This window comes from Shewanella sp. KX20019 (assembly GCF_016757755.1).
Classification (GTDB): domain Bacteria; phylum Pseudomonadota; class Gammaproteobacteria; order Enterobacterales; family Shewanellaceae; genus Shewanella.
In genome coordinates, this window is record NZ_CP068437.1 from 3,644,329 (window position 1) to 3,670,509 (window position 26,181).

At 44.0% G+C, this 26,181-nt stretch carries 20 protein-coding genes; 4 read left to right on the plus strand and 16 right to left on the minus strand.

Annotated features, from left to right (window positions below; translation table 11 throughout):
- Nucleotides 1-158: 158 nt before the first annotated feature.
- Nucleotides 159-3,653: a hybrid sensor histidine kinase/response regulator gene (locus tag JK628_RS15785; RefSeq protein ID WP_202285701.1), complete on the plus strand. Its 3,495-nt coding sequence runs from the start codon at nucleotides 159-161 to the stop codon at nucleotides 3,651-3,653.
- Nucleotides 3,654-3,989: 336 nt separating this feature from the next.
- Here the strand turns inward: JK628_RS15785 and JK628_RS15790 are convergent, their stop codons facing one another.
- Complete coding sequence (locus JK628_RS15790; protein WP_202285703.1) at nucleotides 3,990-4,640, minus strand: response regulator; 651 nt, start codon at nucleotides 4,638-4,640, stop codon at nucleotides 3,990-3,992.
- 336 nt (nucleotides 4,641-4,976) lie between these two features.
- Here JK628_RS15790 and JK628_RS15795 point away from each other — a divergent pair, with 336 nt between their 5' ends.
- The gene (locus JK628_RS15795) at nucleotides 4,977-6,101 is read left to right on the plus strand and encodes a patatin-like phospholipase family protein (protein WP_202285705.1); all 1,125 of its coding nucleotides are present in this window, start codon (nucleotides 4,977-4,979) and stop codon (nucleotides 6,099-6,101) included.
- Between the two features lie 78 nt (nucleotides 6,102-6,179).
- Here JK628_RS15795 and JK628_RS15800 read toward each other — a convergent pair whose 3' ends face one another.
- Together JK628_RS15800 and JK628_RS15805 are read right to left on the minus strand one after the other, a co-directional pair.
- Nucleotides 6,180-6,896, minus strand: a complete 717-nt coding sequence (locus JK628_RS15800; protein ID WP_202285707.1) for an SGNH/GDSL hydrolase family protein — start codon at nucleotides 6,894-6,896, stop codon at nucleotides 6,180-6,182.
- Nucleotides 6,897-6,922: 26 nt separating this feature from the next.
- Entirely contained in the window at nucleotides 6,923-7,906 is a 984-nt protein-coding gene (locus JK628_RS15805) for a zinc-binding dehydrogenase (RefSeq protein WP_202285709.1), read from the minus strand.
- A 201-nt stretch (nucleotides 7,907-8,107) separates the two neighbouring features.
- Between JK628_RS15805 and JK628_RS15810 the strand changes: the two genes are divergently transcribed.
- The gene (locus tag JK628_RS15810) at nucleotides 8,108-9,010 is read left to right on the plus strand and encodes a LysR family transcriptional regulator (RefSeq protein ID WP_202285711.1); all 903 of its coding nucleotides are present in this window, start codon (nucleotides 8,108-8,110) and stop codon (nucleotides 9,008-9,010) included.
- An 84-nt stretch (nucleotides 9,011-9,094) separates the two neighbouring features.
- On the opposite strand, the gene JK628_RS15815 is transcribed toward JK628_RS15810, so the two are convergent.
- The 4 genes from JK628_RS15815 to JK628_RS15830 all read right to left on the minus strand — a co-directional run bounded on the left by JK628_RS15815 (nucleotide 9,095) and on the right by JK628_RS15830 (nucleotide 12,923).
- A complete protein-coding gene (locus tag JK628_RS15815; RefSeq protein ID WP_202285712.1) occupies nucleotides 9,095-9,577 on the minus strand; it encodes a YybH family protein in 483 nt (160 codons plus the stop codon).
- 53 nt (nucleotides 9,578-9,630) lie between these two features.
- Entirely contained in the window at nucleotides 9,631-10,038 is a 408-nt protein-coding gene (locus JK628_RS15820) for a DoxX family protein (RefSeq protein ID WP_202285714.1), read from the minus strand.
- Between the two features lie 101 nt (nucleotides 10,039-10,139).
- Entirely contained in the window at nucleotides 10,140-10,520 is a 381-nt protein-coding gene (locus tag JK628_RS15825; RefSeq protein WP_202285716.1) for a YybH family protein, read from the minus strand.
- 453 nt (nucleotides 10,521-10,973) lie between these two features.
- A complete protein-coding gene (locus tag JK628_RS15830) occupies nucleotides 10,974-12,923 on the minus strand; it encodes a monovalent cation:proton antiporter family protein (protein ID WP_202285718.1) in 1,950 nt (649 codons plus the stop codon).
- Between the two features lie 167 nt (nucleotides 12,924-13,090).
- Between JK628_RS15830 and dgcS the strand changes: the two genes are divergently transcribed.
- Nucleotides 13,091-13,981 carry a diguanylate cyclase DgcS gene (gene dgcS / locus JK628_RS15835; RefSeq protein WP_202285720.1) on the plus strand — a complete coding sequence of 297 codons (891 nt, stop codon included), beginning with the start codon at nucleotides 13,091-13,093 and terminating at the stop codon, nucleotides 13,979-13,981.
- Between the two features lie 44 nt (nucleotides 13,982-14,025).
- Here dgcS and tilS read toward each other — a convergent pair whose 3' ends face one another.
- The 9 genes from tilS to bamA form a co-directional block, all read right to left on the minus strand.
- A complete protein-coding gene (tilS, locus tag JK628_RS15840) occupies nucleotides 14,026-15,378 on the minus strand; it encodes a tRNA lysidine(34) synthetase TilS (RefSeq protein WP_202285722.1) in 1,353 nt (450 codons plus the stop codon).
- A gap of 2 nt (nucleotides 15,379-15,380) precedes the next feature.
- Nucleotides 15,381-18,851, minus strand: coding sequence for a DNA polymerase III subunit alpha (gene dnaE, locus JK628_RS15845; protein ID WP_202285724.1), 3,471 nt, complete (start codon nucleotides 18,849-18,851; stop codon nucleotides 15,381-15,383).
- Between the two features lie 149 nt (nucleotides 18,852-19,000).
- Entirely contained in the window at nucleotides 19,001-19,609 is a 609-nt protein-coding gene (rnhB, locus tag JK628_RS15850) for a ribonuclease HII (RefSeq protein WP_202285726.1), read from the minus strand.
- A complete protein-coding gene (gene lpxB / locus JK628_RS15855; protein ID WP_202285728.1) occupies nucleotides 19,609-20,778 on the minus strand; it encodes a lipid-A-disaccharide synthase in 1,170 nt (389 codons plus the stop codon). The genes rnhB and lpxB overlap by 1 nt, the downstream gene beginning before the upstream one ends.
- A 69-nt stretch (nucleotides 20,779-20,847) precedes the next feature.
- Nucleotides 20,848-21,618 carry an acyl-ACP--UDP-N-acetylglucosamine O-acyltransferase gene (gene lpxA / locus JK628_RS15860; RefSeq protein WP_202285730.1) on the minus strand — a complete coding sequence of 257 codons (771 nt, stop codon included), beginning with the start codon at nucleotides 21,616-21,618 and terminating at the stop codon, nucleotides 20,848-20,850.
- A complete protein-coding gene (gene fabZ, locus JK628_RS15865) occupies nucleotides 21,615-22,076 on the minus strand; it encodes a 3-hydroxyacyl-ACP dehydratase FabZ (protein WP_202285732.1) in 462 nt (153 codons plus the stop codon). The genes lpxA and fabZ overlap by 4 nt, the downstream gene beginning before the upstream one ends.
- A gap of 39 nt (nucleotides 22,077-22,115) precedes the next feature.
- Nucleotides 22,116-23,132, minus strand: a complete 1,017-nt coding sequence (lpxD, locus tag JK628_RS15870) for a UDP-3-O-(3-hydroxymyristoyl)glucosamine N-acyltransferase (protein ID WP_202285733.1) — start codon at nucleotides 23,130-23,132, stop codon at nucleotides 22,116-22,118.
- 4 nt (nucleotides 23,133-23,136) lie between these two features.
- Nucleotides 23,137-23,634 (minus strand): OmpH family outer membrane protein, encoded by a 498-nt coding sequence (locus tag JK628_RS15875; RefSeq protein WP_202289846.1) that lies wholly within the window; start codon nucleotides 23,632-23,634, stop codon nucleotides 23,137-23,139.
- A 59-nt stretch (nucleotides 23,635-23,693) separates the two neighbouring features.
- Nucleotides 23,694-26,177, minus strand: a complete 2,484-nt coding sequence (bamA, locus tag JK628_RS15880) for an outer membrane protein assembly factor BamA (protein WP_202285735.1) — start codon at nucleotides 26,175-26,177, stop codon at nucleotides 23,694-23,696.
- Nucleotides 26,178-26,181 lie beyond the last annotated feature (4 nt).

The following is a 26,181-nucleotide window of genomic DNA, read 5'->3' on the forward strand; positions in this document are numbered from 1 at the left end:
ATTAATCAATCGGTATTAATACCGATTGATTAAGACTTAAGTCGATAGCCTTCACCAACCTAATGTAGACAAAATATGTTATGTTAATTTTCATAACAATTAAGGGTTACCTCGCTTATTAAAGCGGGGGTTTCCTAATAAAAAGGTATGACGACAGCATGTTTCCTAATTGGCTATTAGTGACGATTAGTATTAGCTATATTGGTTTGCTTTTTTTGATGGCATTTCTAGGTGATAGATACCGGGAAAAGCTGTTTAAGCAGCAACATACAATCATCTATTCACTCTCTCTTGGCGTCTATTGTACCTCCTGGGGGTTTCTTGGCACCGCCGGTCAAGCGGCGAGTAATTCATTCTCATATCTGCCGGTTTATATCGCTCCCATTCTACTGTTTATGTTCGCTTGGCCTTTCATTCAGCGCATTATCAGGGTGTGTCTCAAACTCAATATAACTTCTATCGCAGATCTATTAGCGGCGCGGTTTGGTAAGTCGCAACTATTAGCTATGGTCGTCACCTTTGTTGCCCTATTTGGCACCTTGCCGTATATCGCGCTGCAGCTAAAAGCCATTGTGAACTCCTATGAGATTTTAAGACAAGATCACCTATTATCATCTTGGCAACTCGGCCTAGTTGTCAGCTTGATTTTGGCCGGGTTTACCATCATCTTTGGCGTTAGAGCCATTGATGTCACCGAGCGCCATCCAGGAATGATGCTTGCTATCGCCTTTGAGTCTTTCGTCAAGCTTATCGCCTACCTCACCATCGGTATTTTTGTATCTTTCTTTCTGTTTGATTCACCGATGGATATTTGGCGTCAAGCGACTGAAGCTTCATCTGTAACCACTGAGTTTACCTATCCCAATATGGTATCGATGTTCGGATTACTGTTTATTGTTATGTCGGCATTTCTCTGTCTACCACGACAGTTCCAAGTATTAATTGTTGAACTCAAAGAGCAAAAACATGCCATTTGGAGCCGCTGGACCTTTCCACTTTATATTCTCGTTTTTGCTTTTTTTGCCACGCCGTTAGGCCAAGCTGGCAATATTCTCTACGGCGACTCCCTACAGAGCGATGCTTATGTGCTGTTTCTCCCCGCTTTTAGTGGTGCAGCGTGGCTCGGATTGTTTAGCTTTTTAGGGGCGATATCCGCTGCCAGTTCCATGGTTATCATCTCAACTATTGCGCTGAGTACCATGCTGAGTAATGAAGTGGTTTTCCCGACACTTTTTAAAGTGAGTAACATACAGAGTACCGATTTCCATAAATTTCGTTCTCATCTGCTCAATATTCGTAAAGGACTTATTCTATTTGTTATTTTCCTAAGCTATGGCATGTTCCTGTTAGCACCACCCGATACGTTAGCATCATTAGGAGAGGTCGCATTTGGCGCTATCGCGCAAATTGGCCCAGCCCTCTTTGCAGCTTTCCTATGGCGAAGAGTCACTCTCATTGGCGTATTAGCGGGGATAATTTGTGGTTTTTCACTGTGGCTAGCACTCAACTTGTTGCCGCAGTTAGGCCTCTATAACCACCCATTTTCCGAGAGCGAATACTCAATGACGACGATGGCGACCCTGATAGGACTATTTGTCAATATCGCTATGATATGGATAGTCTCTTCATTTACTCGCCAAAGTGTTCATGAGCAGATGCAAACAGCCCATTTTATTGAACGTCCGGCTCTAGGGAAGTTGCAACCCACTGTACCTAAATACATTAATCCGACAGAGTTAGAGTTACTCGTCGCTCGCTTTGTCGGCAAGGATAAGGCCACACAAGGATTTCACGCTTTCTTCTCAACTCAAGAGCAACCTATAGCCGATAAAACCACTCACAACCAAGCGCTCATCTTCTATACCGAGAATATGCTAGCCAGCGTCATGGGCTCAGCTTCTGCGAGACTCGTGATCTCTTGCGCGCTCAATGGCCGTGATATTGCTATCGAAGATGTGGCACAATTAGTCGAGGAAGCCTCTAGCCACCGCACCGAATTTAGTCGTTCAGTACTACATAGCGCGATCGAAAACGCCAGTGAAGGGATCTCAGTGATCGACAGAGAACTCAACTTAGTCGCCTGGAATCAACACTATTTAAAGCTCTTTAATTACCCAGAAGAACTGGTTTATATTGGTTGCCCCGTCAAGCAGCTGATTGAATTTAACCTGAGTCATGACCACAGATTTAAACATGATTTAGCATTGCAAGTTGAACGCCGTTTAGCATATCTTCGCCAAGGCAGTCGCCACAGTACTGAGCGACTGCAACCCGGTGGGAAAACCATAAGAATTGAAGGAAATCCAATACCGGATGGCGGCTTTGTGATGATATTTTCTGATATCACCATGTATCGAGAAGCTGAAAAATTACTCAAAGAAAAAAATCTCGATTTAGAAGCCAGAGTCTATGAGCGTACCAAAAAACTAGAGCAAGCAAACCTTAGCCTTGAGCATTCCAACCAAGAGCTGGCGGTGGCATTACAGAAGGTGGAACAAGCACACCAAAAGAAGAGCCAATACCTAAAAGCCTGCAGTCACGATCTACTGCAACCCTTATCAGCGGCAAGGTTGTTCTCCTCTGCTTTTGTTCAAAGTGGCCGGCTCTCCAGTAAACAGAAGCAACAAATGGGTTATATCGACAACTCATTGCAAGTGGCCAATGAACTGCTGCTGGACTTAAACGAAATATCTCGCATAGAAAGCGGCACCATAGTACCGGAAATTACCGAGTTTGCCTTGCAGGAGGTGATCGATTCGCTCGTCGATGAGTTTGGTGCAATTGCAGCAACAGAAGGTGTGAAATTCAAACATATCAATACCCAACTATGGGTCAGCAGTGACAAAGTACTGCTTAGACGTATCTTGCAGAACCTTGTCAGCAATGCATTTAGATATGCCGGCAAAGGTAAGATTTTGCTGGGGTATCGTCGCATACAAGGCGGTATATCGATTCAAGTCGTCGATGACGGCCCCGGGATCCCCGCCGAAAAACAAGCCGTTATTTTTGAGCAGTTTACTCGGTTACAGCACTCGGGTCATGAGGGGGTTAATGGACTCGGGTTGGGCCTCAATATTGCCCAAGGATTAGCCTCCTTGTTATCGCATCAACTAACACTCTCATCAAAAGTTAATCGCGGCAGTATATTCAGCCTGCAGTTAAAAACGGTATTAGCAAAGGCTGAGCCTGTCATGGAGGCCCCAGCGAATATCCTGACTCTGAATGGCGTCCACGTATTGTGTGTTGATAATGACCCGAATGTCCTCGCCGGGATGGTTGAACTGCTCCATGGTTGGAAATGCCATGTCTATCAAGCGGTATCAGCACAGCAAGCCAAGGCTCAATTTTCAAAACACGCCCATAAGATTGACATTGTACTGATGGATTATCAGCTTGAAGACAATCAAAATGGATTAGATTTAATGGCTGAGCTGCAAGGCCTATCAGACCTACCAGTTCCCGCTATTTTGATCACTGCAACCATTGACGAAGCTGTCGTCAATAGGGCTAAAGATCAAGGTTACGGTTATCTACGCAAGATAATTAAACCTATCGCGCTACGGGCGGTGATGAGCGCCACGTTAGCAACAAGCTTACGGACAAACTATGCCGCATCGGCGACAACGCATTTCAGTACTGAGGAGGAGAAATAAGCCAACAAGGAAATGTCGACATAATGTGTAATACCAATTCCATTAAATAGTTGCTCATTCAGCGGGAATTAAAATCACTTTAGACAAGCACGTGGGTTGTCGCTAATAGTTATTCTATATCGAAAGCCACATGCGCTGTATTAAGGGATTTTAAACCTGCACGCAGTGAGCTTCTCAGGACGTTCACTGCTGCGTTACATTGTCTTAAAAGGGAGTAACCATTTCTTCCACAATACGCCTTGAATTGAAAGCCCTGAGAAAGCTCTGAATTGATCACATCTTTAGTGGAATTGGTATAATATTAACCATCTACAATATGCACTATCGAACATTTTGCTAAGCTGTGAGTGTCGTCTTATCGAGCTGTAGCTGACTCATGGCAATAACCGCTTGAGTGCGTGTATGCACCCCTAGCTTTAAAAAAATGGCACTGGCATGGGCTTTAATAGTGGCTTCAGAAAGCCCTAACTCATAAGCAATTTGTTTGTTGAGTAGACCATCTGCAAACATCATCAATATACGGTGTTGTCTCGGTGACAAGCTGATAATTTTGCTCGTCATACTATCGGCTTCTATTGCTTCAATATTACTGCAGCCCGCAGGCATCCACTGTTGACCTGCAAGTATCGTTTTAATCGCTTTGACCATAATCTCAACTGACGTTGATTTAGGAATAAATCCCGCCGCCCCAAACGACATACTCTTGCCTACTGTGACTTTATCCTCCTGCCCAGAAATCACCACGACTCCCATTTGTGAGTGGCAATTACGGATATTGACTAGGGTATTAAACCCATGGGCTTTTGGAATATTAAGATCAAGTAACAGTAGATCAGCGTCTTGTTGCTGTAATATTTCATCGAGCTCTGCAATTGTCTCTGCTTCAAATAACCTCACATCTTCAAAGTGTGTGGTCAATATATTGACCAGTGCTTGTCTAAATAATGGATGGTCATCTGCTAATATTATTTTTAGTGGCTGTGACATGTTTGATCCCTCATATGTACATTTTTTTAGTCTACTCCATTACCTCTTATTATCAACTCGCAACGATTCCTCGACCCTGCTAACAAATATAAATTTAACACTTTAATTACAATTAGATAGTCTAATAAGCACCGTTAAGCCCTCATCATTTCCGTGCAACAACATAGACTTATTAACTAGGTAAATCTAACTAAAAATAAGCAGGTTCTCACATGAAATAGTGATCAACATACTAATATTGTGGTAAAGCTTGTACATAAAGCGACTCTCACATATTCTAAATTCAGGGATAGTTTTCCAATAAGTTCTATTTTTCAATTGATAAGGATCGCCAATTTGCCAGATAAAATAGCATTAGTATTGGGTGGTGGTGGCGCAAGAGCCGCTTATCAAGTTGGTGTCCTCAAGGCTATCGTACAGTTTTATCCGCGTAATCACGGCATCCCATTTAAAATTGTCTGCGGCACTTCGGCAGGTGGAATAAACGCCACCTCTATCGCGACTCATGCATCCTGTTTTCATCTAGGCGTTCGTAAACTCGAATGGGTTTGGCGTCATGTCCATGCAAAAAAAGTCTACCAAGCCTCTATCAGTGGAGTATTAAAACACTTAAGTAAAATGGCCCTCAAAGGTGTGCAGAGTGATGGTGCTTCAAGCAGTGCCGGAAGCCTGTTTAACAGTGAGCCATTAAGAGGCTTACTTAATGATCTGATTAGTTTTGAGCGCATTGGTCGCAACATTAGTAGTGGCGCACTCGATGCCGTTAGCTTAGATACCTCATGCTATAACAACTCTCGCTCGGTTACCTTTTTTCAAGGCAACCCCCTTATCGAAGATTGGCAGCGGGCACGTCGCAGCGGCCAGCGCACCCGTTTAAACACTGATCATTTATTAGCAAGCTCTGCAATTCCTATGATTTTTCCATCAGTAAGGCTAAACCAAGAGTACTATGGCGATGGCTCCGTCCATCAACTGGCACCATTAAGCAGCCCTATTCATCTAGGTGCTGACAAAATTATGGTGATCAATTTGGAAAGCCCACATAAAGTGCAACCCAGAGAGCTAGATCACCACCCAAAAACAGCCACCATTGCAGGCCATCTGCTCGACACTATATTTTCTGACACCCTAAACAGTGATTTAGAGCGACTTGAGCGGATCAATAGTACCTTATCTCTCATTCCGGAACAGAGCCGTAAAGGCCTGCCGTTAAAGCAGATTGAAACATTAGTGATTAAGCCCAGTGAAGATTTAAGCGTCATCGCTTCACGCTACTTTCAAGATATGCCATTTGCTATCAAGATGATGATGAAAGCACTCGGGATCAATGAGCATTCTGATTCTAGTATTGGCTCATACCTGTTATTTGAGCAGAGCTATTGTAGTGCGCTAATTGAATTGGGCTATGAAGATGCGATGTGTCAAATTGATGATATCAAAAAGTTTTTTGATATCAAATAGCGTCTAGGGGTTCTAGTCGAATCAACCCGACTCCTCTATTAACAATACCTCACTATCAATCGACTCTCGTTACTGAGACTAAATCGGCAGTTGTTGTTTAACCAGTATCGTTTCGACCACACTCTTTCCCCAATGACGGTAAATTTCAGCGCCAGGGTGAAAACCATCTGTGGCCATCAGATCTGGCTGAAGTACGTCACTGAAGTCGAGCAAGGTAAATTTACCTGACATCGATAAACGACTTAACTGCTGATTAAACTCATCACTACGCTGACCTAAAAACCAGCGCAAAGGTTGTGGTAGAGCAGGAAACCCACCCATTGGTGGCACTTCAGTGAGTATTAACTGGCGGCACTTCACTTCTGAGGTTAGAAACTGAATAAGCTCCCGCTGCTGAGAGCGCCACTTAGCTGCGGATATTGGACTGAGGACGTCATTAACCCCCAAAGATACCACTACGATATCAAAACATAATGGCTGTTGATGATGCTTCTTTTTAAGCATGTTGAGCGTCTGTTCTGTGTTAAAACCTGACTTCGCCAAGAGTTGCCAAGACACCCTAAAGTGAGCTGCTAGCCCTGCAGTAACAGTGCCACTGAGCGCTTGCTTTTGCTCATTAACACCAACACCTGCTGCGGCCGAATCGCCTAAGAGCAATAGGGAAACTTCAGGCCCAACACCGATTTTGCCCACGCGTTCTCCAGCGGCCTCGGGCAGTTTAGGGGTATTTTTCTTAACAAAACGCCCCTGTAAAAAAAATACAGGAGCGAATAGTATGAGCAATAAATAGTGCAATTTTGTATCCTTACAAAAACGAGTGACTACACTTTTACCACAATTTTTCCTAATGCTGTATTGCTATCAAGTAATCTGTGAGCTTTCTGGATCTCATCAAAGTTAAACACCTTACTGACGATACTTGGCATTGCACCACTCTCAACTTGTTCTGCAATCCAATTAATGGGCGATTCATGTAACGGTAGCGCATCGCTACCGAGTAGTCCGCTTGCAAAGAAGCTGAGTTTTACTGTATTAGGTAAATCCCCCATTAAATTGAAACTACTTAATACTGGCGCACCGCCCAATAAGCCAACAACAACCACTTGCCCCCATAGTCGGATGGCCTTCATTGTGTCTTTTACCGTCGCTGCGCCGACCACTTCAAGCGCATTATCGATTCCCTCGGGATAAAGCGCACGCACCTGCTTTTCTATGTCACCATCATCAATTAATACGTGGTCAGCACCAAGCGCCTTAAGCTTATCAACACTGCCAACTTGCCGAGTGGTCGCTAGCACTGTCACCCCCCTAGCTTTAGCATAAGTCAATGCAGCCATTCCGAGCCCTGACGTCGCACCTCTTATCAATAGGGTTTGTCCAGCTTCGATTTTTAGGTTGCCATCGAGTGCTCCCCAAGCCGTTAAATATAGCTCTGGTAGTGCTGCTAACGCCTCAAAGGCGATTTGACTTTCTATAGCAACAACATTTTCACGTTGTACCGTCACATATTCAGCATAACCGCCGTGACGTGTAAACATCATGCCCCCCATGGCTGTCACTACTTTTTGACCGAATTTAAACTCACCACTTGGATCTTCTACCACCTCACCTGCGGCCTCTATACCCAAAGCTTGGTTGGCAACAAAAGTGCCGTAGTTTCCACTGCGATAATAACTTTCGGCTTTATTAAGGCCGAATGCTTTCACTCTGATTTTCACTTCCCCTTCTTGAACTTGGGGCTCTTCGACATGGCGAAGTTCTAATACATCTGCATTGCCAGGTTGTAACGCTACGATTGCTTTCATGATTATTTTCCTAAAAGTTAATTGTTGAGAACGGGAAGAATAATAATCGAGTAGTGGCAAGCTGATTAGTCCATAAATGTGAGAACTTGCTTTCCATATTTGGAATAGTAAGTGCGATACTTTAAAAATTACCCTATATTAATAGGATAATAGCATTCGCTTATTAGCAATAATTTATCGCTAAATTTGTAGGAGCAAAATATGGACTTAAACTCACTACAATTATTTGTGCATGTAGTGCAACAAGGTAGCTTTTCTGCTGCATCTAGAAAGGTGCACACACCAGTATCAACAATCAGCCGTCGTATCAGTGAGTTAGAGTCACAACTCGATCAGCGATTATTGGAGCGCTCAACCCGCAGCTTAGATCTCACCGACGCAGGCAAAACGCTGTACCTTTTTGCATCTCGTGGCTTTGAGGAGATATCTGCTGGCAAGATCGCGATGCAGGAGAGTCAGGACAACCTATCTGGAACGCTACGGATCTCAATTCCTCCTAATGTGGATGCTTGGGAGCCCCTTATAGATGAATTTTATAAACGCTACCCTAAAGTACAGTTAGAGATCATTTGCACCACACGTCGAATTGACTTTGTTGAAGACGGAATTGATGTTGTATTAAGGGTTGGCGAGCTCAAACACCAGCTAGCTGTCGCTCGCAAGTTAGGTAGTTACCGACATGTACTCGTCGCTAGTCCTGAATTTTTACAGCGACACTCAATACCAAAGACACCTGATGATCTAACTGATTTGCCATTGGCTGCTTTCGTCAATCGCCTAGGTAACGACTACTGGCAGTTGGGTGATAGAAGAACCGCCATCACCCCTCAATTTGCCTGTAATGATTACGCGCCTATTTTAGCGATGGTTCGTAAAGGGAATATGATAGGTGAACTGCCGCCGACTATGGTCAATAAGTTTATCAAAAGCGGTGAACTCGTTGAGCTGCTTACGGACTACCCTTTACCGGCTTTTGACCTGCATCTGCTCTACCCTTCGCGCAAATACTTATCTAACATTGCCAAAACCTATATTGATTTCTGCATTGAGTTTTGCGCAAAACACAGCCAAGACGATTCACTTTTCAACCTATTGGATAGGTGAAGCCTAGAAAAAGGCAAGTGATCCTATATACAAAATAGCCCCTAAGGGATTACCTTAAGGGCTATTTTACTTCATTGATTATGTTCACTTTACCTCAGAGTTAAAGATGTAATAGTAGAATTTCCAATGGCCAGTAACCTTCTTTAGTAAAAACACCTCACGGTTTCCCTCCTGCTTCGAAGGCGTAACTCCCTTAGGAACAATAGTGCCATGGGACGCAGTACGTAAAAATCCGTACTCTTCCCCTAATTTCAGCTCTTTAATATCGAACTGAATATTAAAATCTAGTTTTGACAAAAAATCAGTATAAAGCGCGACAATGTCGTCACTACCTTGCGCCGTTGGGAAACCTTGACCAACAAAGGTACCATCTGCAGTGTACAGTTCTCTGACTGCTGCACCATTGCCTTCATTGAGTGCCTGTTGGTACTCTTTGACCAATTGAGTAACCTGCATATACTCCCCATCGGACTCATTTTTACCTACTGCGGCATTGGCACTGCTGAAAAAGACCGAAGCAATCAACAACAATATAAATTTCATCACGGGACTGAACATGGAAAACATAACTTTACCTCTATTTAAATTCATTTGAACTGAGTAAACAGTGCTATCAGTATTTACTTTCTATTGGCTAACCATGCTTCAAGGCTGTAACGTCCTGGTCCACTGACCCACAAGAAAATGAATCCAGCAGCTATAGAGATGTTTTTCCAAAAATTGATGGCTTGCATCTGGTCATCAAAGTTGGCGTGAAATACCAAAGCTGAGATCACCGAATAAACGGCAAATAGTAAAGCTAACGGACGGGTAAAAAATCCTAATAGCACCGCAAGTGCCCCGCCAACCTCAAGTGCAATAGCTGGCCAAATCAAACTGGCAGGCATTCCCATCGCAGCCATATAGCCTTGAGTTGCTTCAACATTAGCGATCTTGCCTAAACCGGAGATCATAAAAAGAGCGATTATCAATACTCGGCCAATAAGCAAAGCGGTATTTTCTGGTGTAGTGAATATGGTGTTTTTCATAATGTATTTCTCTATTTTTCAATTTTGAACATGCCGGCTAAGGTTTTACATACCTTAGCTGGGTGGTAGTTTTAAGTTATTTGCTGCAGTGAATACGCACTTTATGCGTTGATTTCAGCATTAAAAATGTAACGATGTAGCTTCCAGTTACCGTCTATTTTTTTCACAACAAACAACTCTCTATTTCCTTCACCACCGTCTGCGGTTTGTCCTTTCGGTACAATTGAGCCAGAAGAGCGGGTTTGCACGTAACCTATGCTTTCCCCTAACTCCACCTCTAATACTTCAAACTGCACCTTAAAATCGAGCTGGGAAAGAAAGGCCTTGTAAGTTGCCTCTATCGCTTTAATACCTGTCGCTGTAGGGAAAGGCTGGCCGATAAAAACGGCATCAGCTGTAAATACTTCTCGCAAAATTCGAGTATCGGCATTATTTAGCACTTGTGCGTAACGGTTAATAAGTTGGTTAATTTCAGTGTTCATGGTTTTTCCTAATTAATACTCTCACTAGCTAGCTGCTAGATGATTAAAGTTAATGTTTGATAAACTTGATCCCGACGACCAATAAAGATATTTGTCATGTCGCTCTCAAGTAAGTGACGCTACTTTAACCAAGAATTAGGAAGCTGATTAGCCCGTCATTTCGAGAATAGCTATTCCATAATTGGAAAGCTGAGCGACTAGCTAGAGTTACCATAGTGAGATGTAAGCAGGAATTACATTAGAAAAGCCAGAACTGTAATAGTCAGATATATTTATTATTACAGATAGTTATAATCAAAATGATGGTTATTTAGGGAAGGTAGAAACAACAAAGTAGCCCGTTATAGGCTACTTGTACTGAGTTAAGACACACATTTAACTGTTAAGTCTTCAGCAAATATTGCACCTCGCAAGAGAATGTTTTAGGTTGCCAACGAAAAGCCGTCACGGCGATTAACCTTGTAATAAATAGGTTTCGGCTTTCTCTATCCGTCTTGGTTTTCCAAGCAAAATTAGAATATCACCCGGTTTTATCTGCCAATCTAATTCAGGATTATCCACTTCAGCCCCTGCACGGCGAACAGCTCGTAGCTCGACTCTGAGCTTATCCCAGGGGATATCAGCGAGCGTCTTTCCAACGGCATTGGCACCCTTTGGCAATGCCACTGCGTGTAGCAGCTCAAGGGTAAAGTCAGTCTCAGCGCCAGAGAAGAATCCGTGCAGATATTGATAATGGTTACGCCGCTCCGACTCCAAGCGCTTGAGAATTCTAGCTAACGGTACACCACATTGATACAGCACCTGAGAAACCAACATCAAGCTACCCTCTAAGGTTTCTGGGATCACTTGGCTTGCCCCTGCCTCCTCTAGCTCTTCCATGCCAGAATCATCCCGAGTACGCACTAAAATTTTGGCCTCTGGTGCCAATTGGCGGCACAAGGGGAGTACCTCCTCTAGAATACGTTCACTACTAAAAGTGATGACAATTAATTTAGCGCGGCGTACATGAGCTTGTTTAAGAATACTTCGCTTACAGACATCTCCAAAATAAACCGGTTCACCCGCGGTTCTGGCTTCAGACACTCGCTTAGGGTCAAGGTCGAGTACAATATAGGGGATAGCTTCAGTTTTCATAAACCTTGCAATCGTTTGCCCAACACGGCCGTAACCTAAGATCAAAACAAGATCGTCAGCCGTATCGGCATTAACAACAATGGGTTCACTTTTTTCTGGCTTGGGTTTAAGTCCTTGCAGCACTCTTGCAATATCGACACTATGGCGAACCAGCCAAGGAGCAAACGCCATGGATAACACCGCCACCATCACTAACGTCGTACTCGTTTTAATATCAAGCAGTTGATAATTAACCGCTAACGCCAACACCACAAAACTAAATTCACCCACCTGCGCTAAACTAAGGGCCGTTGATACTGAGACTCTAAATGACTCTTTAGCGAGCTTTAATAGCGAGAAAACCACTAATGCCTTGCCTAAGATCACCGCGATAAGCACTAAAATGATCTGCCACCAAAACTGCGCTACAAGCTGAAAATCGAGCAACATACCGATTGAGATAAAAAATAGTCCCATCAATAGATCTCTAAAGGGGCGAATATCTGCTTCAAGCTGACGGCGGTATTGGCTTTCACTCAAAAGCATACCGGCCATAAAGGCCCCTAACGCCATAGATAGCCCTAACCATTGAGTAATTGCCCCAGTGACTAACGCTACTACTAGTGTCGATAATACAAACAGTTCATTAGAACGTGAACGCGCCACCTCATCAAACAACCTTGGCAAGGCCCATTTACCGAATGCCATTAATGCAATGAAGGCTAAAATACCTTTCAACAATGCGTAAGCCACATCACTCAACAGCAATGGTGCACCATCGCTAGCTAACAGCGGTAATAAAATGAGTAACGGCACGACGGCTATATCTTGAAACAACAGCACACTCACTGAAAGCTCACCATGACGACGGCGTAGCCATCCTTGCTCGTTGAGTAATTTCAATACTATCGCGGTTGAAGATAATGCAATAGCAGAGCCGACCACGATGGACTCAGTCACACTCAAATTACACAGCAGAGCGATAACCATACTTAATGTAGCGGTCACTAGCACTTGCGCACTACCCAAGCCAAATACCGTTCTACGCATTGCCCACAGCCGTGGTAGGGAAAACTCCAGACCTAGGCTAAACATCAATAACACCACACCGAGCTCTGCCACCGATTGCATCTGATGCTGTGAGAACCAGTGAAATCCGCTTGGTCCACTAATAATCCCGGTAACCAAATACGCCAAAATAGCAGGAAGTCCGGCGCGTCTTAGTATGGCAATAGAGACGATTGCCACTACCAGCATAAGCAGTATTTGGATCAGAAAGCTGTGTTCCATGCGCGTGATTTACTCCTAGTCAAAATGCTGTCACTGAAAAATAGGTTCAGCTAATAAAGAGAGTAACTGAATGAGAAATAAAGACAAATATTATTAGTACACATTTCGGCACATTTTTTGCTTTGTAACTTATTGGTAATACCGCTAATTAATTTGGAGTAGAGAACATGGAATTTGGCCTAGCGACCGAGTTTTTTCCTAACGAATATCGTGTACAAGCTGATGTTGAACCGGCCTACACGTTGGAACTTGATCTCGTCAAAATTATCCAGCAACTACACCAACATTTAGACCCGCGGACAGTATTTGCCTGTTTCGGCAAAATCATGGGGCAATACTTGCCGCTTCACGGCGTACAACTCACTTATAAACAGTACCATTTTAACTGGGGTCGCCAAGGTGGCTATTCAATTGAGCAACACCTCACATTCGCTGACACCAGCGTGAAAGTTAACTATAACCTAAAAGCCCCTCTGGTGCCGTCGCAAGCTCAACGTTTAAATCAGCTACAGGACTTAGTGTTGCAGCCGTTATTTAATGCAATTCAATTCCAAGAAGTATCAAAGCAAGCGATGTTTGATGCACTGACAAATTTAGGTAATCGTCACTATTATCTTGAGCAGATAAAGAAAGAGATTGCTCGCGCGCAACGAAGCCATAGCACCTTCTCTTTAGTGACCTTAGATCTTGATAACTTCAAACAGCTCAATGACCGCTATGGCCATCAACTAGGTGACGAGGCACTTGTCGCGTTTGCCAACATGTTAACCTGTGTCATTCGAGATACCGATCAAGCTTTTCGGATAGGTGGAGATGAATTTACTATTTTGGTTCAAGGAGATTCGCAAGCAGCAGCAGTTCTTTGTCAGCGAATTTTAATTGCCCTTGAAGAACACTCCAACTTAGTGGGTTACCAAGTCAAAACCAGTTTAGGTATTGCGCAGTGGCTACTGGGCGATACAGAGCAAAGCCTGTATCAAAAATCTGATAGCGCGTTGTACCAAGCAAAAGCTGCTGGTAGACAGTGCTATAGCGCTTTTCAGCCTAAAGACTCTTAAATTTCACGCCGCCTATTAGTTCTTATCGCGGCGCATCTAGCGAGTTATCGCTTAAAGTTGAGGCCCGTTTCATTTTCAGCACAAACAAAGGCTTTCTCATCCCAATAGCCTATTGCACTGACCAATTTACCGTCATAACACAATAATGGGACATTAGCTCTCATCCACGGTGGCACTGCAAACTCTTGCCAAAGTTTCTTTAACTCTCTGCCCTTACTGCGATTTTGTGGTTGGCAACGGGTACTGCCTGGCAAAGCAAACTCAATGGTAACCTCTTCATCAGCGCGGGGGAAACGCACACCAGAGTTAGTGGCTAACGTCGCTTTAACACGCTTTTTATGACCATAGACGACACCCGCAGCTAATAGCTCATCTATTGATGATACTGCGACATTGCTAAAGTGTTTTGCTGCTCTTATCGGTAAAAAATATCCAGCGCCTTTGAAGCGTTTTATTAACACATCGGTCAACTTTACCTCAATATTAGCATCAACTTTTGCATCAAGTAGCTGGGTAATAATTTGCTCTGCTTGTACTTTTGATGGCGGAGCAAATCCTAGAGCATCCATGTGTCCACGTAGTAGTAATGCTTGCCATGCTTTAGAGTGCTGTGCAAAGGCCGCGAGGTTGATGACACACTCACCGCCCTGCTCGCATTGAATTAGCGGTAATCGTATGGCCAACTCTTCATCAACGACACTTTGCTGCATTGCGCACAGTTCAGCACTGCGGCTAGCGGTTGCAGCAATGGCGCTCCAACGTTGTTTTAATACTGGGATGACAGAACGGCGCAAAAAGTTTCGGTCATATTTTTCATCAAAATTACTCTCATCTTGAATATGACAAATCCCCTTGGCTTTGGCATATGCTTCAACATCGTTCTTACTTAAGTCGAGTAACGGTCGAATAAGCCACTTATCTTTGTCGAATGGCTGTACCTTACCCATCGCAGATAAACCTTTTGGCCCCAGCCCACGTTTCAATGCTAATAGAATGGTTTCTAGCTGGTCATCTTGGTGGTGTGCCGTCATTAATATATCACTTGGCTGCATCTGCGCTAATAAGGCCTCATAACGCACCGAACGAGCCTGTGCCTCGACACTGGTTCTAGCTGCTATCTCGACCTTAACCCGCGCAACAGTACAAGCAAGCTGATACTTCTTAGCCTGTGCTTGGCAATGCAGAGCCCAATCATTGGCATTGGCGCTTAACCCATGATGCACATGCACTAACTGATAATCGAACAGGGGATGCTGTTTGGCATACTCAGCTAAACCATGGGCTAAAATTTCTGAATCTACGCCACCACTATAGGCCAACACAATTTTTTGTGGTGCGGTCAATAAGGCGACTGGTAACCGAGCCACACATGTATCAATTAACTGAGCAATATTCATCGCTAAAAAACAATCCTGACTTTATTTGAGCCTGTTAACGATTCAAGCGCCAGCATCAAGTCATCCGTTGGGTTGACGCGCCACTCATCACCTAGCGCAAACTGCGCTTTAGTTTCGGGTTGCCTATAATTAATGAGTACTGGGACCGCGCCATTTTTCCACGGTTCAACAGCCGATTGAAAACGGTTTAGCCAATCTTCATTGATATCTTCAGACTCCAGATCAACCTCTACCGCATTAGCAAAATGGCTACGAGCTTCACCCATGTCGATAATGCTGCGCGCCGTCATACGGTTGCCACCGGAGAAATCATCAAAACTGACTTCGCCTTCAATGATCAAAATACGGTCTTTCTCAAGCAGGTGGTTAAACTTCTCAAACGCTTCAGTGAACAGCATTACCTCTAAACGAGCACTCTTATCGTCGAGTGTCACTAAGCCCATCTTTGAGCCACGTTTAGTCATCATCACACGCGTTGCAACAACCAGACCTGCGGCCTTCATTGTTTTACCGCGATCGGTTGGGTGCACATCTTTCAAGCGCCCGGAGGTGTAATGCTTAAGCTCTTTTAAGTATTGGTTGATTGGGTGACCCGTTAAGTACAATCCTAAGGTATCACGCTCACCCTCTAGCCAGACTTTATCAGGCCAAGGGGTACATTCAACAAATTGCTGCTTGTCGTCTTCGGGCTCACTGTTGAGCAAACCAAACATGTCATGTTGACCCAATGCCTCAGCTTTGGCGTGCTGATCAGCCGCCCTTATTGCTTCAGGTAGCGTTGCGACTAATGAAGCTCGGTGCGCGCCTAGATTATCCAACGCGCCCGCACAAATGAGTTTTTCAATCACCCGGCGATTGAGCTTTTTCAGATCGATTCGGGCACAGAAATCAAATAGGTCAGTAAATGGACCATCTTTGCGGGCTTCTAAAATCGAATCAACCGGCCCTTCACCAACACCTTTGACCGCGCCAATGCCGTAGACGATATTAGTTTCATCATCAACGGTAAATTTAAACAAGCCCTTATTCACATCTGGCGGAATAAGCGGTATGCCCATGCGTTCACATTCATCAACTAGGATCACAATCTTATCGGTGTTATCCATATCCGCTGACATTACCGCAGCCAAAAACTGTGCTGGGTAGTGGGTTTTAAGCCAAAGCGTTTGATAGGATACTAATGCATATGCCGCTGAATGCGATTTGTTAAAACCATAACCGGCGAACTTTTCCACCAAATCGAAGATCTTCATCGATAGCGGACCATCGACGCCATTATTAATCGAGCCCTCTTCGAATGTTCCGCGCTGCTTCGCCATCTCTTCAGGTTTTTTCTTACCCATAGCACGACGCAACATATCCGCGCCGCCCAGGGTATAACCTGCAAGCACCTGTGCTATCTGCATTACCTGTTCTTGATACAAAATAATGCCATAGGTAGGCGACAACAGCTCTTTTAACGATTCATGTTGATACTCAGCATCAGGATAAGATACCTCTTCTCGACCGTGCTTACGCTCAATAAAGTTATCTACCATGCCTGATTGCAAAGGTCCCGGTCTAAACAAGGCTACTAGCGCAATCATATCTTCAAAACAATCCGGTTGAAGACGCTTAATCAGATCTTTCATACCGCGAGATTCCAACTGGAACACCGCAGTGGTTTCATATTTTTGTAATAGCTTAAAACACTTAGGATCAGTCAACGGTATCGACTCAATGCGAACATGTTCTTCGCCGGTTTTGTCTTTAACGCTGTTCACCATTTGCAGGGCCCAGTCGATAATGGTGAGTGTTCTTAGACCCAAGAAATCGAATTTAACCAGACCAGCGGTCTCAACGTCATTTTTGTCAAACTGGGTAACGGGGTTAAGACCTTCTGAATCGCAATAGATTGGCGAGAAGTCAGTGATCTTAGTGGGCGCAATAACCACACCACCGGCGTGCTTACCGGCGTTACGTGTTACGCCCTCCAGAATACGGCACATATCGATGAGATCTTTGACCTCTTCACTGCCGTCATAGGACTCTTGCAGCGCTGGTTCGACTTCAAACGCTTTAGCCAAGGTCATACCTGGTTCTGCAGGCACCATTTTTGAGATACGATCGACAAAACCGTATGGGTGCCCCTGTACACGGCCAACATCACGAATAACGGCCTTTGCCGCCATGGTACCGAATGTAATAATCTGCGATACAGCGTCACGGCCATAGAGATCTGCTACATGGTCAATAACTTCATCACGTCGATCCATACAAAAGTCGACATCAAAATCAGGCATTGAGACACGTTCGGGGTTTAGGAATCGCTCAAACAGCAGGTCGTACTCTAGCGGATCCAAATCGGTGATCTTAAGCGCATAAGCCACCAACGACCCAGCCCCAGAACCACGGCCTGGACCGATGGGGATATCGTTATCTTTTCCCCACTGAATAAACTCCATCACAATAAGGAAGTATCCAGGGAAGCCCATCTCGTTAATCACCTTAAGTTCGATGTCTAAACGCTCATCGTACTCAGGCCGTTTCTCGGCTCTGATTTGTGCATCAGGAAATAGGAACTCTAACCGCTCCTGCAGTCCCTTTTCCGAAACATCGACCAAAAAGTCTTCAATCGATAAGTCACCGGTAGGAAAATTAGGCAAAAAATACTCATTTAAACGTACCGTAACATTACAGCGCTTAGCAATCTCAACGGTATTTTGTATCGCTTCAGGGATGTCTTCGAATAGTTCGCACATCTCCTCGCTGCTCTTGAAATACTGTTGCTCACTGTATTTTTTCGGTCTGCGAGGATCCGCAAGTGTGAAACCATCAGAAATGGCCACGCGAATTTCATGTGCTTCGAACTGCTCTGGTTTATTAAACACCACTTGGTTAGTGGCAACCACTGGCAGATCTTTCTCTTGCGCTAGCTCAACAGCTAGATGTAAGTATCGCTCTTCATCAGGTCGGCCGGTACGCAACAACTCAAGATAATAGCGGTCTGGAAAATGCTTTTGATAAAACTCGACCAATGAATTTACCTGTGCAGGGTTTTCTTTTAAGAGTGCACGGCCAACATCACCATGACGTCCACCTGAAAGTAAAATAAGACCGTCGTTATATTTAGCGAGCCACTCATGGTCGATAACCGCTTTATCATCAATATGACCGCGGAGATAAGCATCGCTTATCAGTAGAGTTAAGCTTGAATAACCTTCGTTATTCATCGCAATTGCGGTTATTGAGCAGAGTTCATCAAACCCAGGCACTTGTACCCAAAAATCTGTACCGATAATCGGTTTGATACCAGCGCCATGACAGCCACCATAAAACTTGACCAATCCACACATGTTAGTCTGATCGGTTAACGCGACTGCAGGCATTCCCAGCTCGCTAACTTTAGCAAGAATAGGTTTAACCTTAGACAGTCCATCAGACATTGAAAAGTCACTATGGACGCGCAAATGCACAAAACGAGGATCAGACATATATGGAGTATCTTTCTTTTAGGTAGATGACGACAAACAATGGATCTAACTAGAGTAAAACAAGGGCTAGCAGCAAACAAGTTAAACTAGTCACCCTGCTGGCAGATGAGTGACTTTATAGCTATTTATACTCAAACGGCTTGGGGATGTTACATCGCCTCTCGAACTGGTCGGAAACTTTTACGATGCTCAGCTAGCACGCCATGTTGTGCTAAGGCTTCGAAGTGCGCTTTTGTTGGATAGCCTTTGTGCTTCTCAAAACCATACTCAGGGTGTTTAGCTGCGAGCAGGTCCATCTCTCGGTCGCGCACAACCTTTGCAATGATTGATGCTGCACTTATCGCATCAATCAAACCATCCCCCTTAATAATTGCATGGCTCGGCACACCAAAGTCAGGGGTACGGTTACCATCGACTAACACTGAAGTAGGCTTAATCGTTAGCCCTTCGACTGCACGCTGCATTGCTAACATGGTCGCCTGTAAAATATTGAGTTCATCAATCTCGAGTGGCGATGCTGAACCGATAGAGATACTCAGCGCTTTTTGCTGGATCTCATCAAACAACAACTCACGCTTTTTCTCGGATAATTTCTTAGAGTCATTCAAGCCAGCAATAGGGTTATTAGCATCGAGTATGACTGCAGCAGTAACTACATTGCCCACCAATGGGCCGCGGCCAACTTCATCGACGCCGGCGTATTGTCCAATACAGATCTGAGCGACTTGCTCTGGAGTAATATCTTTTATAACGGCCATTACTTTAAATCCTCGGCTAATTCATCTGCTTCGATTAACTTAATAACCGCATCTGCTGCGCGAGCACTTGCATCGCGTCTTATCGATATGTGCATTGCCATAAATCGATCATGTAATGGGGTAAAATCATTATCAAGCTGCAAAGCGACTGCATCTGCAATTTTTTCGGGAGTACAATCGGCCTGAATAAGCTCTTCAACAACATCGTCATCAGCCAGTAAGTTCGGTAGCGAGTAACGCTTTGTTAGCATCATCCCTTTAGCAATCTTATAGGTGATAGGGCTGACGCGATAAGCCACCACCATCGGTCTTTTCACTAGCATGGCTTCGAGTGTTGCCGTGCCTGACGCCAGTAAGATGCAGTCAGCAGCAGCCATCACATCACGAGAATGGCCTTCGACCAAGTGAATCTCTAAATCTGGCGCATACGTACTCAGCGCTAATTCAAACTGCTCACGACGTTTCTTATTGACTAATGGGGTAACAAATTTGATATCTGGATAACGCTGCTTAATTAAATGAGCCGCTTTAACAAAAGGTTCGGCTAACTGTTTAAGCTCGCCGCCACGGCTGCCTGGCAGTACCGCTAAGTATTCAGCAGTGGGATCTAACCCCAGTAAAGTCCTTGCATCCGCTTTGCTACTTTCTAGCTCAATATCATCGGCAAGCGTATGGCCAACAAAGGTGCAAGGCACGTCATGCTTATCATAAAAAGCTTTTTCAAAAGGCAACAATGACAACACCATATCGGTTGCTTTAGCAATTTTAAAAATGCGTTTAGGGCGCCATGCCCACACCGAAGGGCTAACATAATGTACCGTTTTAATACCACGAGATTTGAGCTTTAACTCAAGTCCAATATTAAAGTCAGGAGCATCGATACCGATAAAGCAGTCAGGTTGGATCTGCATCAACTCTTCAATCAACGTCGCCCGTACTTTGAGTAGTCTTGGCAAGCGCGATAACACTTCAACAATCCCCATTACTGCGAGTTCTTCATAAGAAAAAAGAGACTCAAAGCCCAATGCATCCATACGTGGACCACCAATGCCGACAAATCGAGCGTTTGGATAGCTTTTTTGAAGTGCCTTTATTAATCCGGCACCAAGAATATCACCAGAGATTTCTCCGGCGACTATGGCAAATATAGGAGGTGTTTTTATGCTCATAGAGAAGAGTCTATTTTGTGGATCAATGAGAAAGAAAAAACCCGTTGGTAACGGGTTTTTTTAAGCTAACTATCGAACAATGCCTCGAGTAGAGGACGCAATAAAGTCAACTAACAACTTAACTTGTTCGTCGTCAATCGCGGTCTCCTTTAATTGCTCAACCGCTTCTTCAACGGTTAAACCATTGCGATAAAGTGCTTTATACGCGTGACGAACAGCGAGTTGTGACTCTTTACTGAATCCACGGCGTTTAAGCCCTTCACTATTCAGTCCTCTTGGGATTGCTGGCTGACCAGAAGCCATCACAAACGGTGGCACATCTTTAAGTACCAAAGAATAACCTGCTGTAAATGCATGGGCACCAATTTTCACAAACTGATGCACACCTGTCATGCCACCAAGAATGGCAAAATCACCAACATGTACATGACCAGCGATCGAAGCATTATTTGACATAATGACATTGTTACCAACCACACAGTCATGGGCAATATGCACATAAGCCATAAATAGGTTATCTGAACCTATTCGGGTTTCCCAATTATCTTGGGTGGTACCACGATGTATGGTTACCGACTCACGAATAACGTTGTTGTCACCAATGATAAGGCGCGTTGCTTCACCGGCAAACTTTTTATCTTGGCAATCTTCACCTACTGAGGCGAATTGATAAAACTTGTTACCTTTGCCGATGACAGTTGGTCCCTTCACAACAACGTGTGAGCTAAACCAACAGTCGTCGCCAACTTCAACGTCTGCACCAATATAGGTCCATGGACCAATTGTGACATTGTTGCCAATTTTGGCATCTGGATGGATGTAAGCTAATTTATCGATCACTTAGAAATCTCTCTACGAGCACACATAATTTCGGCTGAACAAACAACCACGCCATCCACTTTGGCTTCACCGGTAAAGACGCCGATCCCGCGGCGTTCTTTAATCATTTTTACTTCAAAATGTATCTGATCACCAGGTTCAACAACACGCTTGAAACGTGCTTTGTCGATACCGGCAAAATAGTATAATGCATCATTAGAAGGTGCATCACTCATCGTCTTGAATGCTAAAAGCCCAGTGGCTTGCGCCATTGCTTCTAAAATCAACACGCCTGGCATCACTGGCTGAACCGGGAAATGTCCCTGAAAAAATGGCTCATTAATAGTGACGTTTTTGATAGCATGTAAGGTTTCACCTGGGGTGAAATCCAATACTCTATCAATCAATAAAAATGGGTATCTATGAGGTAAAAACTTTAGGATCTCTTTGATATCCATTGTATTCAATTGATTTGACACGAAACTTATTCCTTAACCTGCCCAAGGCAGCTAATCATTTTACTTTGCGTTTTTCTCAAGCAACTTAACACGCTGAAAAAGCCCATCAAGCTGTCTAAAGCGAACTGTGTTTTTACGCCACAGCTTGTTGTCCATGGCGACGGTAGCTGAAGAATATACACCAGGCTCTCGTATCATACTGGTAATATTTGTGCTGCCTGTTACATGAACACCATCACAAACACTCAAGTGGCCAGAAATCGCACAATTACCACCAATAATACAATGCTTACCGATAGTGACACTGCCTGCGACAACCGTGCTACCCGCGATTGCGGTATTGGCGCCAATAATATCATTGTGGGCAATTTGGACTTGGTTATCGATAATAACACCGTCATGAATTTCGGTATGTGCTATCGCACCACGGTCGACAGTCGTATTAGCACCAATCTCAACGCGATCGCCAATACGCACGCCACCCGTTTGTGGAATTTTAATCCACTGACCACGTTCATTGGCATAACCAAATCCATCAGAGCCCAATATGGTACCCGAGTGAATAATGCAGTCTTGGCCTAAATGAACATTATGGTAGACGGTCACATTGGCCCATAACAAAGAGTTAGAGCCAATAACACTATCTTGGCCTATCACACTTCCGGCACCTATTTGCACGTTATTGCCTAGAACAACATTGTCTCCAATGACCGCATTAGCGCCAATGGCGACACCCTCTCCTAGCATAGCAGAAGCTGCTATTTGTGCTGAAGGGTGGATATTGTCTGCCGCTTTAGGCGTAGTATCGAGAAGTTGGGCAATACGAGCAAAGCCAACATACGGATCTTTAAGCAAGATTGCGTTGCCTTTAAAACCGTCAGCATCCGTAGGCGTCATCAAGATCGCAGACGCAGCTGTTGTTTCCAGCTGCGAGCGATATTTTGAATTCGCCAAAAAAGAGATTTGACCTAAACCTGCACTGTCCAAGGTGCCGACAGTTGATACCTCAACTGACTCGTCACCTTGAACATCTGCATTTAAATGGTCAGCCAGTACTCTTAAAGTATAGCTTTTCATCTATTTACTTGCCTTTACCTAGTGCTTCAACAACTTTGTTGCTGATATCGGCTGTTGGCTTAACGTAGATAACCGCACCACGTTGTAACACCATGTCATACTGCTCTTTTTCAGCAATTGTATTGATTGTTTTTTGGACTTCAAGCAACAGTTTATTTTGCTCTTCACCGTTGCGACGACGCATATCTTCGTCTAGTGCTTTGCCTTTAAGTTGTAACTCAGCCTTCATTGATTCCATTTTACGAACCATATCAGTCTTTTGCGAATCACTCATTAAGGCTGCATCACGTTGTTGCTTTTCAAGCAAACCACGAAGCTCTTCTTGCATCTTTTGAACCGCAGCAACACGATCACCAAACTCAGCTTTCAAGGTTTCGTTAACCTGTTCGCGCTGTGGTAGTTGCTCAAATACCGCTTGCATATCAACCACTGCGATTTTTTCAGCCTGTGCTGCTAATGGGGCACCTACAAGAACCAAAACCATCATTGCGCGATTTAACATCTTATTCAAAACATACTCCTTTATCTCAGCAAAACTTGCCGATTACATTAAAATTATTTTTAGAAAGTTTTACCAATATTAAACGAGAAGATCTCTGTTTCATCATCCTCGTACTCCTTGATTGGCCATGCAAGACTAAACACCATAGGTCCCATCGGTGATAACCACTGCACGCTCATGCCCCAAGAGGCACGAATACGACTCGGATCGCTATAATCTTCAAGCTTATCAAACTCTTCAACTGGAAGATAACGATACGACTCATAGTCAAACTCAGTATCCCATACGTTACCCGCATCCACAAAGAAGCTTGTGCGAACAGAGTTACTATACGCTTCATCTAAGAATGGCGTAGGGACAATTAACTCGAAACTGGCTGTCGCAATGGCATTACCACCAATTGAGCGGCCTGAACTAACTTGAATTTGATTTGGATCGCCTGGTAAAGAGCAATTGCCTCCAGCAGGATCCGGCGAGCAAGGCTCACTACCACGGTAAAGGTAGAATGAACGTGGACCAACCGAATTCGACTTAAAGCCACGTAATGAACTGCTTCCGCCTGAGTAGTAGTTCTCCCAGAAAGGTAAGATCTGGTCATTACTGTTAAACTTACCATAACCGTTACCATAACCAAGTCTAGCGCGAGTAAGCAGTACAAAACTCTGACTACGGTCTATCGGGAAGTAGAAGTTAGTATCAAAGTCGGCTTTAAAATATTGTAGATCAGAACCTGGTACCGTCATTTTACCGTTTAGACGCTGTGACGAACCATTTGATGGGAACGTACCACGGTTTAATGTGCTACGCGACCAACCTAAGCTCATTTCGAAATTATCGAAACTCAACCCAGCATTTGGATCATCCGAATCTCGGTAGATATCGTAGAAACGAATCGCTTGTTCGTAGGCTGAAATCTCTGAAATTTCGTTATGACGATAGCCTATACCACCGTTTATTCGGTTATATTCATTGATAGGAAAGCCTGAATTTAATGAAATGCCATAAGAGCTGTTTTTATAGGCTTCTAAGTTAGCTTCATCGGCATCAAACTCACTCCAATAAATACTACCACCAAGACTGACACCATCTTTAGTAAAGTAAGGATCAGTAAATGACAGGTTAACGTTCTTAGAGTACTTGTTGGTGTTCAAGTTCACACCGGCTTGGTTACCTGTACCTAAGAAGTTACTTTGCTGAACACCGAACTGCAAGCTAAGGCCAGATTCAGTACCATAACCAACACCTGCGTTAAATGATCCGGATGGCTGCTCTTTCACGTTAAACGCGACATCGACTAAGTCGTCCGTACCGGGAACCTGTACTGTTTCAGTATCAACGGTTTCAAAATAACCCAAACGGTTGAGATTAGACTTAGATAACTCGACCTGAGCGGAGTTCAACCAAGCACCTTCCATTTGACGCAATTGGCGACGCATCACTTCATCTTTAGTCACCGTGTTACCTGTGAAGTTAATATTACGCACGTAAACGCGTTTACCAGGCTTTACATTGATGTTCAACGTCACTTCTTTTGTTTCGTCGTCAATCTCTGGATACGTTTTAACTTCAGGGTAAGCGTAACCATAACGGCCGAGGTATTTACCGTACATCTCTTCGGTAAATGTCACATCGCCGCCGTTATACATGTCGCCTTCTTTGATAGGTAAAATAGCTTGAAGTAACTCTTCTCTCCCCATCAAATCGCCGGTTAAGTTAACCTCTGAAACTTTATACTGCTCGCCTTCATCGACATTAATGGTAATGTACAACCCTTTACGGTCTGGCGTCATGGCGACTTGAGTTGAAGTCACATCAAATCGAATATAACCACGGTTCTGGTAATAGGTTTTAATGGTTTCTAAATCGGCTTGTAGTTTCTGTTTCTGATAACGGCGTTCGCCAAACAGATCCCACCACGCAACATAATCTTTGAGTTCAAGCATACCGATCAGCTCTTCATCGCTAAATTCACTATTTCCAACAACGTTGATTTGGCGAATTTCGGCAGCGAGGCCCTCGGTAAAGGTGAACTTAAGTTCAACGCGATTACGCGGTAGATTTACAATTTCAGCTTTTACTTTAGCGCCGTATTTACCCACGCCATAATAAAAGTCTTGTAGACCTTTTTCGATGCCAGATAGCATGGTGCGGTCTAGCGACTCACCAATCTTAACACCTGAACCGTCAAGGCTTTCTTGTAACTGTTCATCTTTAATATCTTTGTTACCTTCAAAGGTAACAGAGCTAATTGTCGGCCTTTCGGTGACCTTAACCACCAAAACATTACCGTCGCGTAACACTTCAATTTTTTCGAAGTTAGTTGACGCGTACAAGCTCTTAATCGCTTGTTGCAATTTTAATTGATCAACAGTATCACCGACCTTAACAGGTAGGTTTAGCAAAGCTGCACCGAGTGCGACTCGCTGTAAACCTTCAACTTGGATATCCGTTACTTCAAAAGGTTGGAATGTATCAGCCCAACCGTTCCCTGAAAAAGACGCTCCGACTAATAACATCGAGGCAAAAATTTTATTCAATCTCATAGAG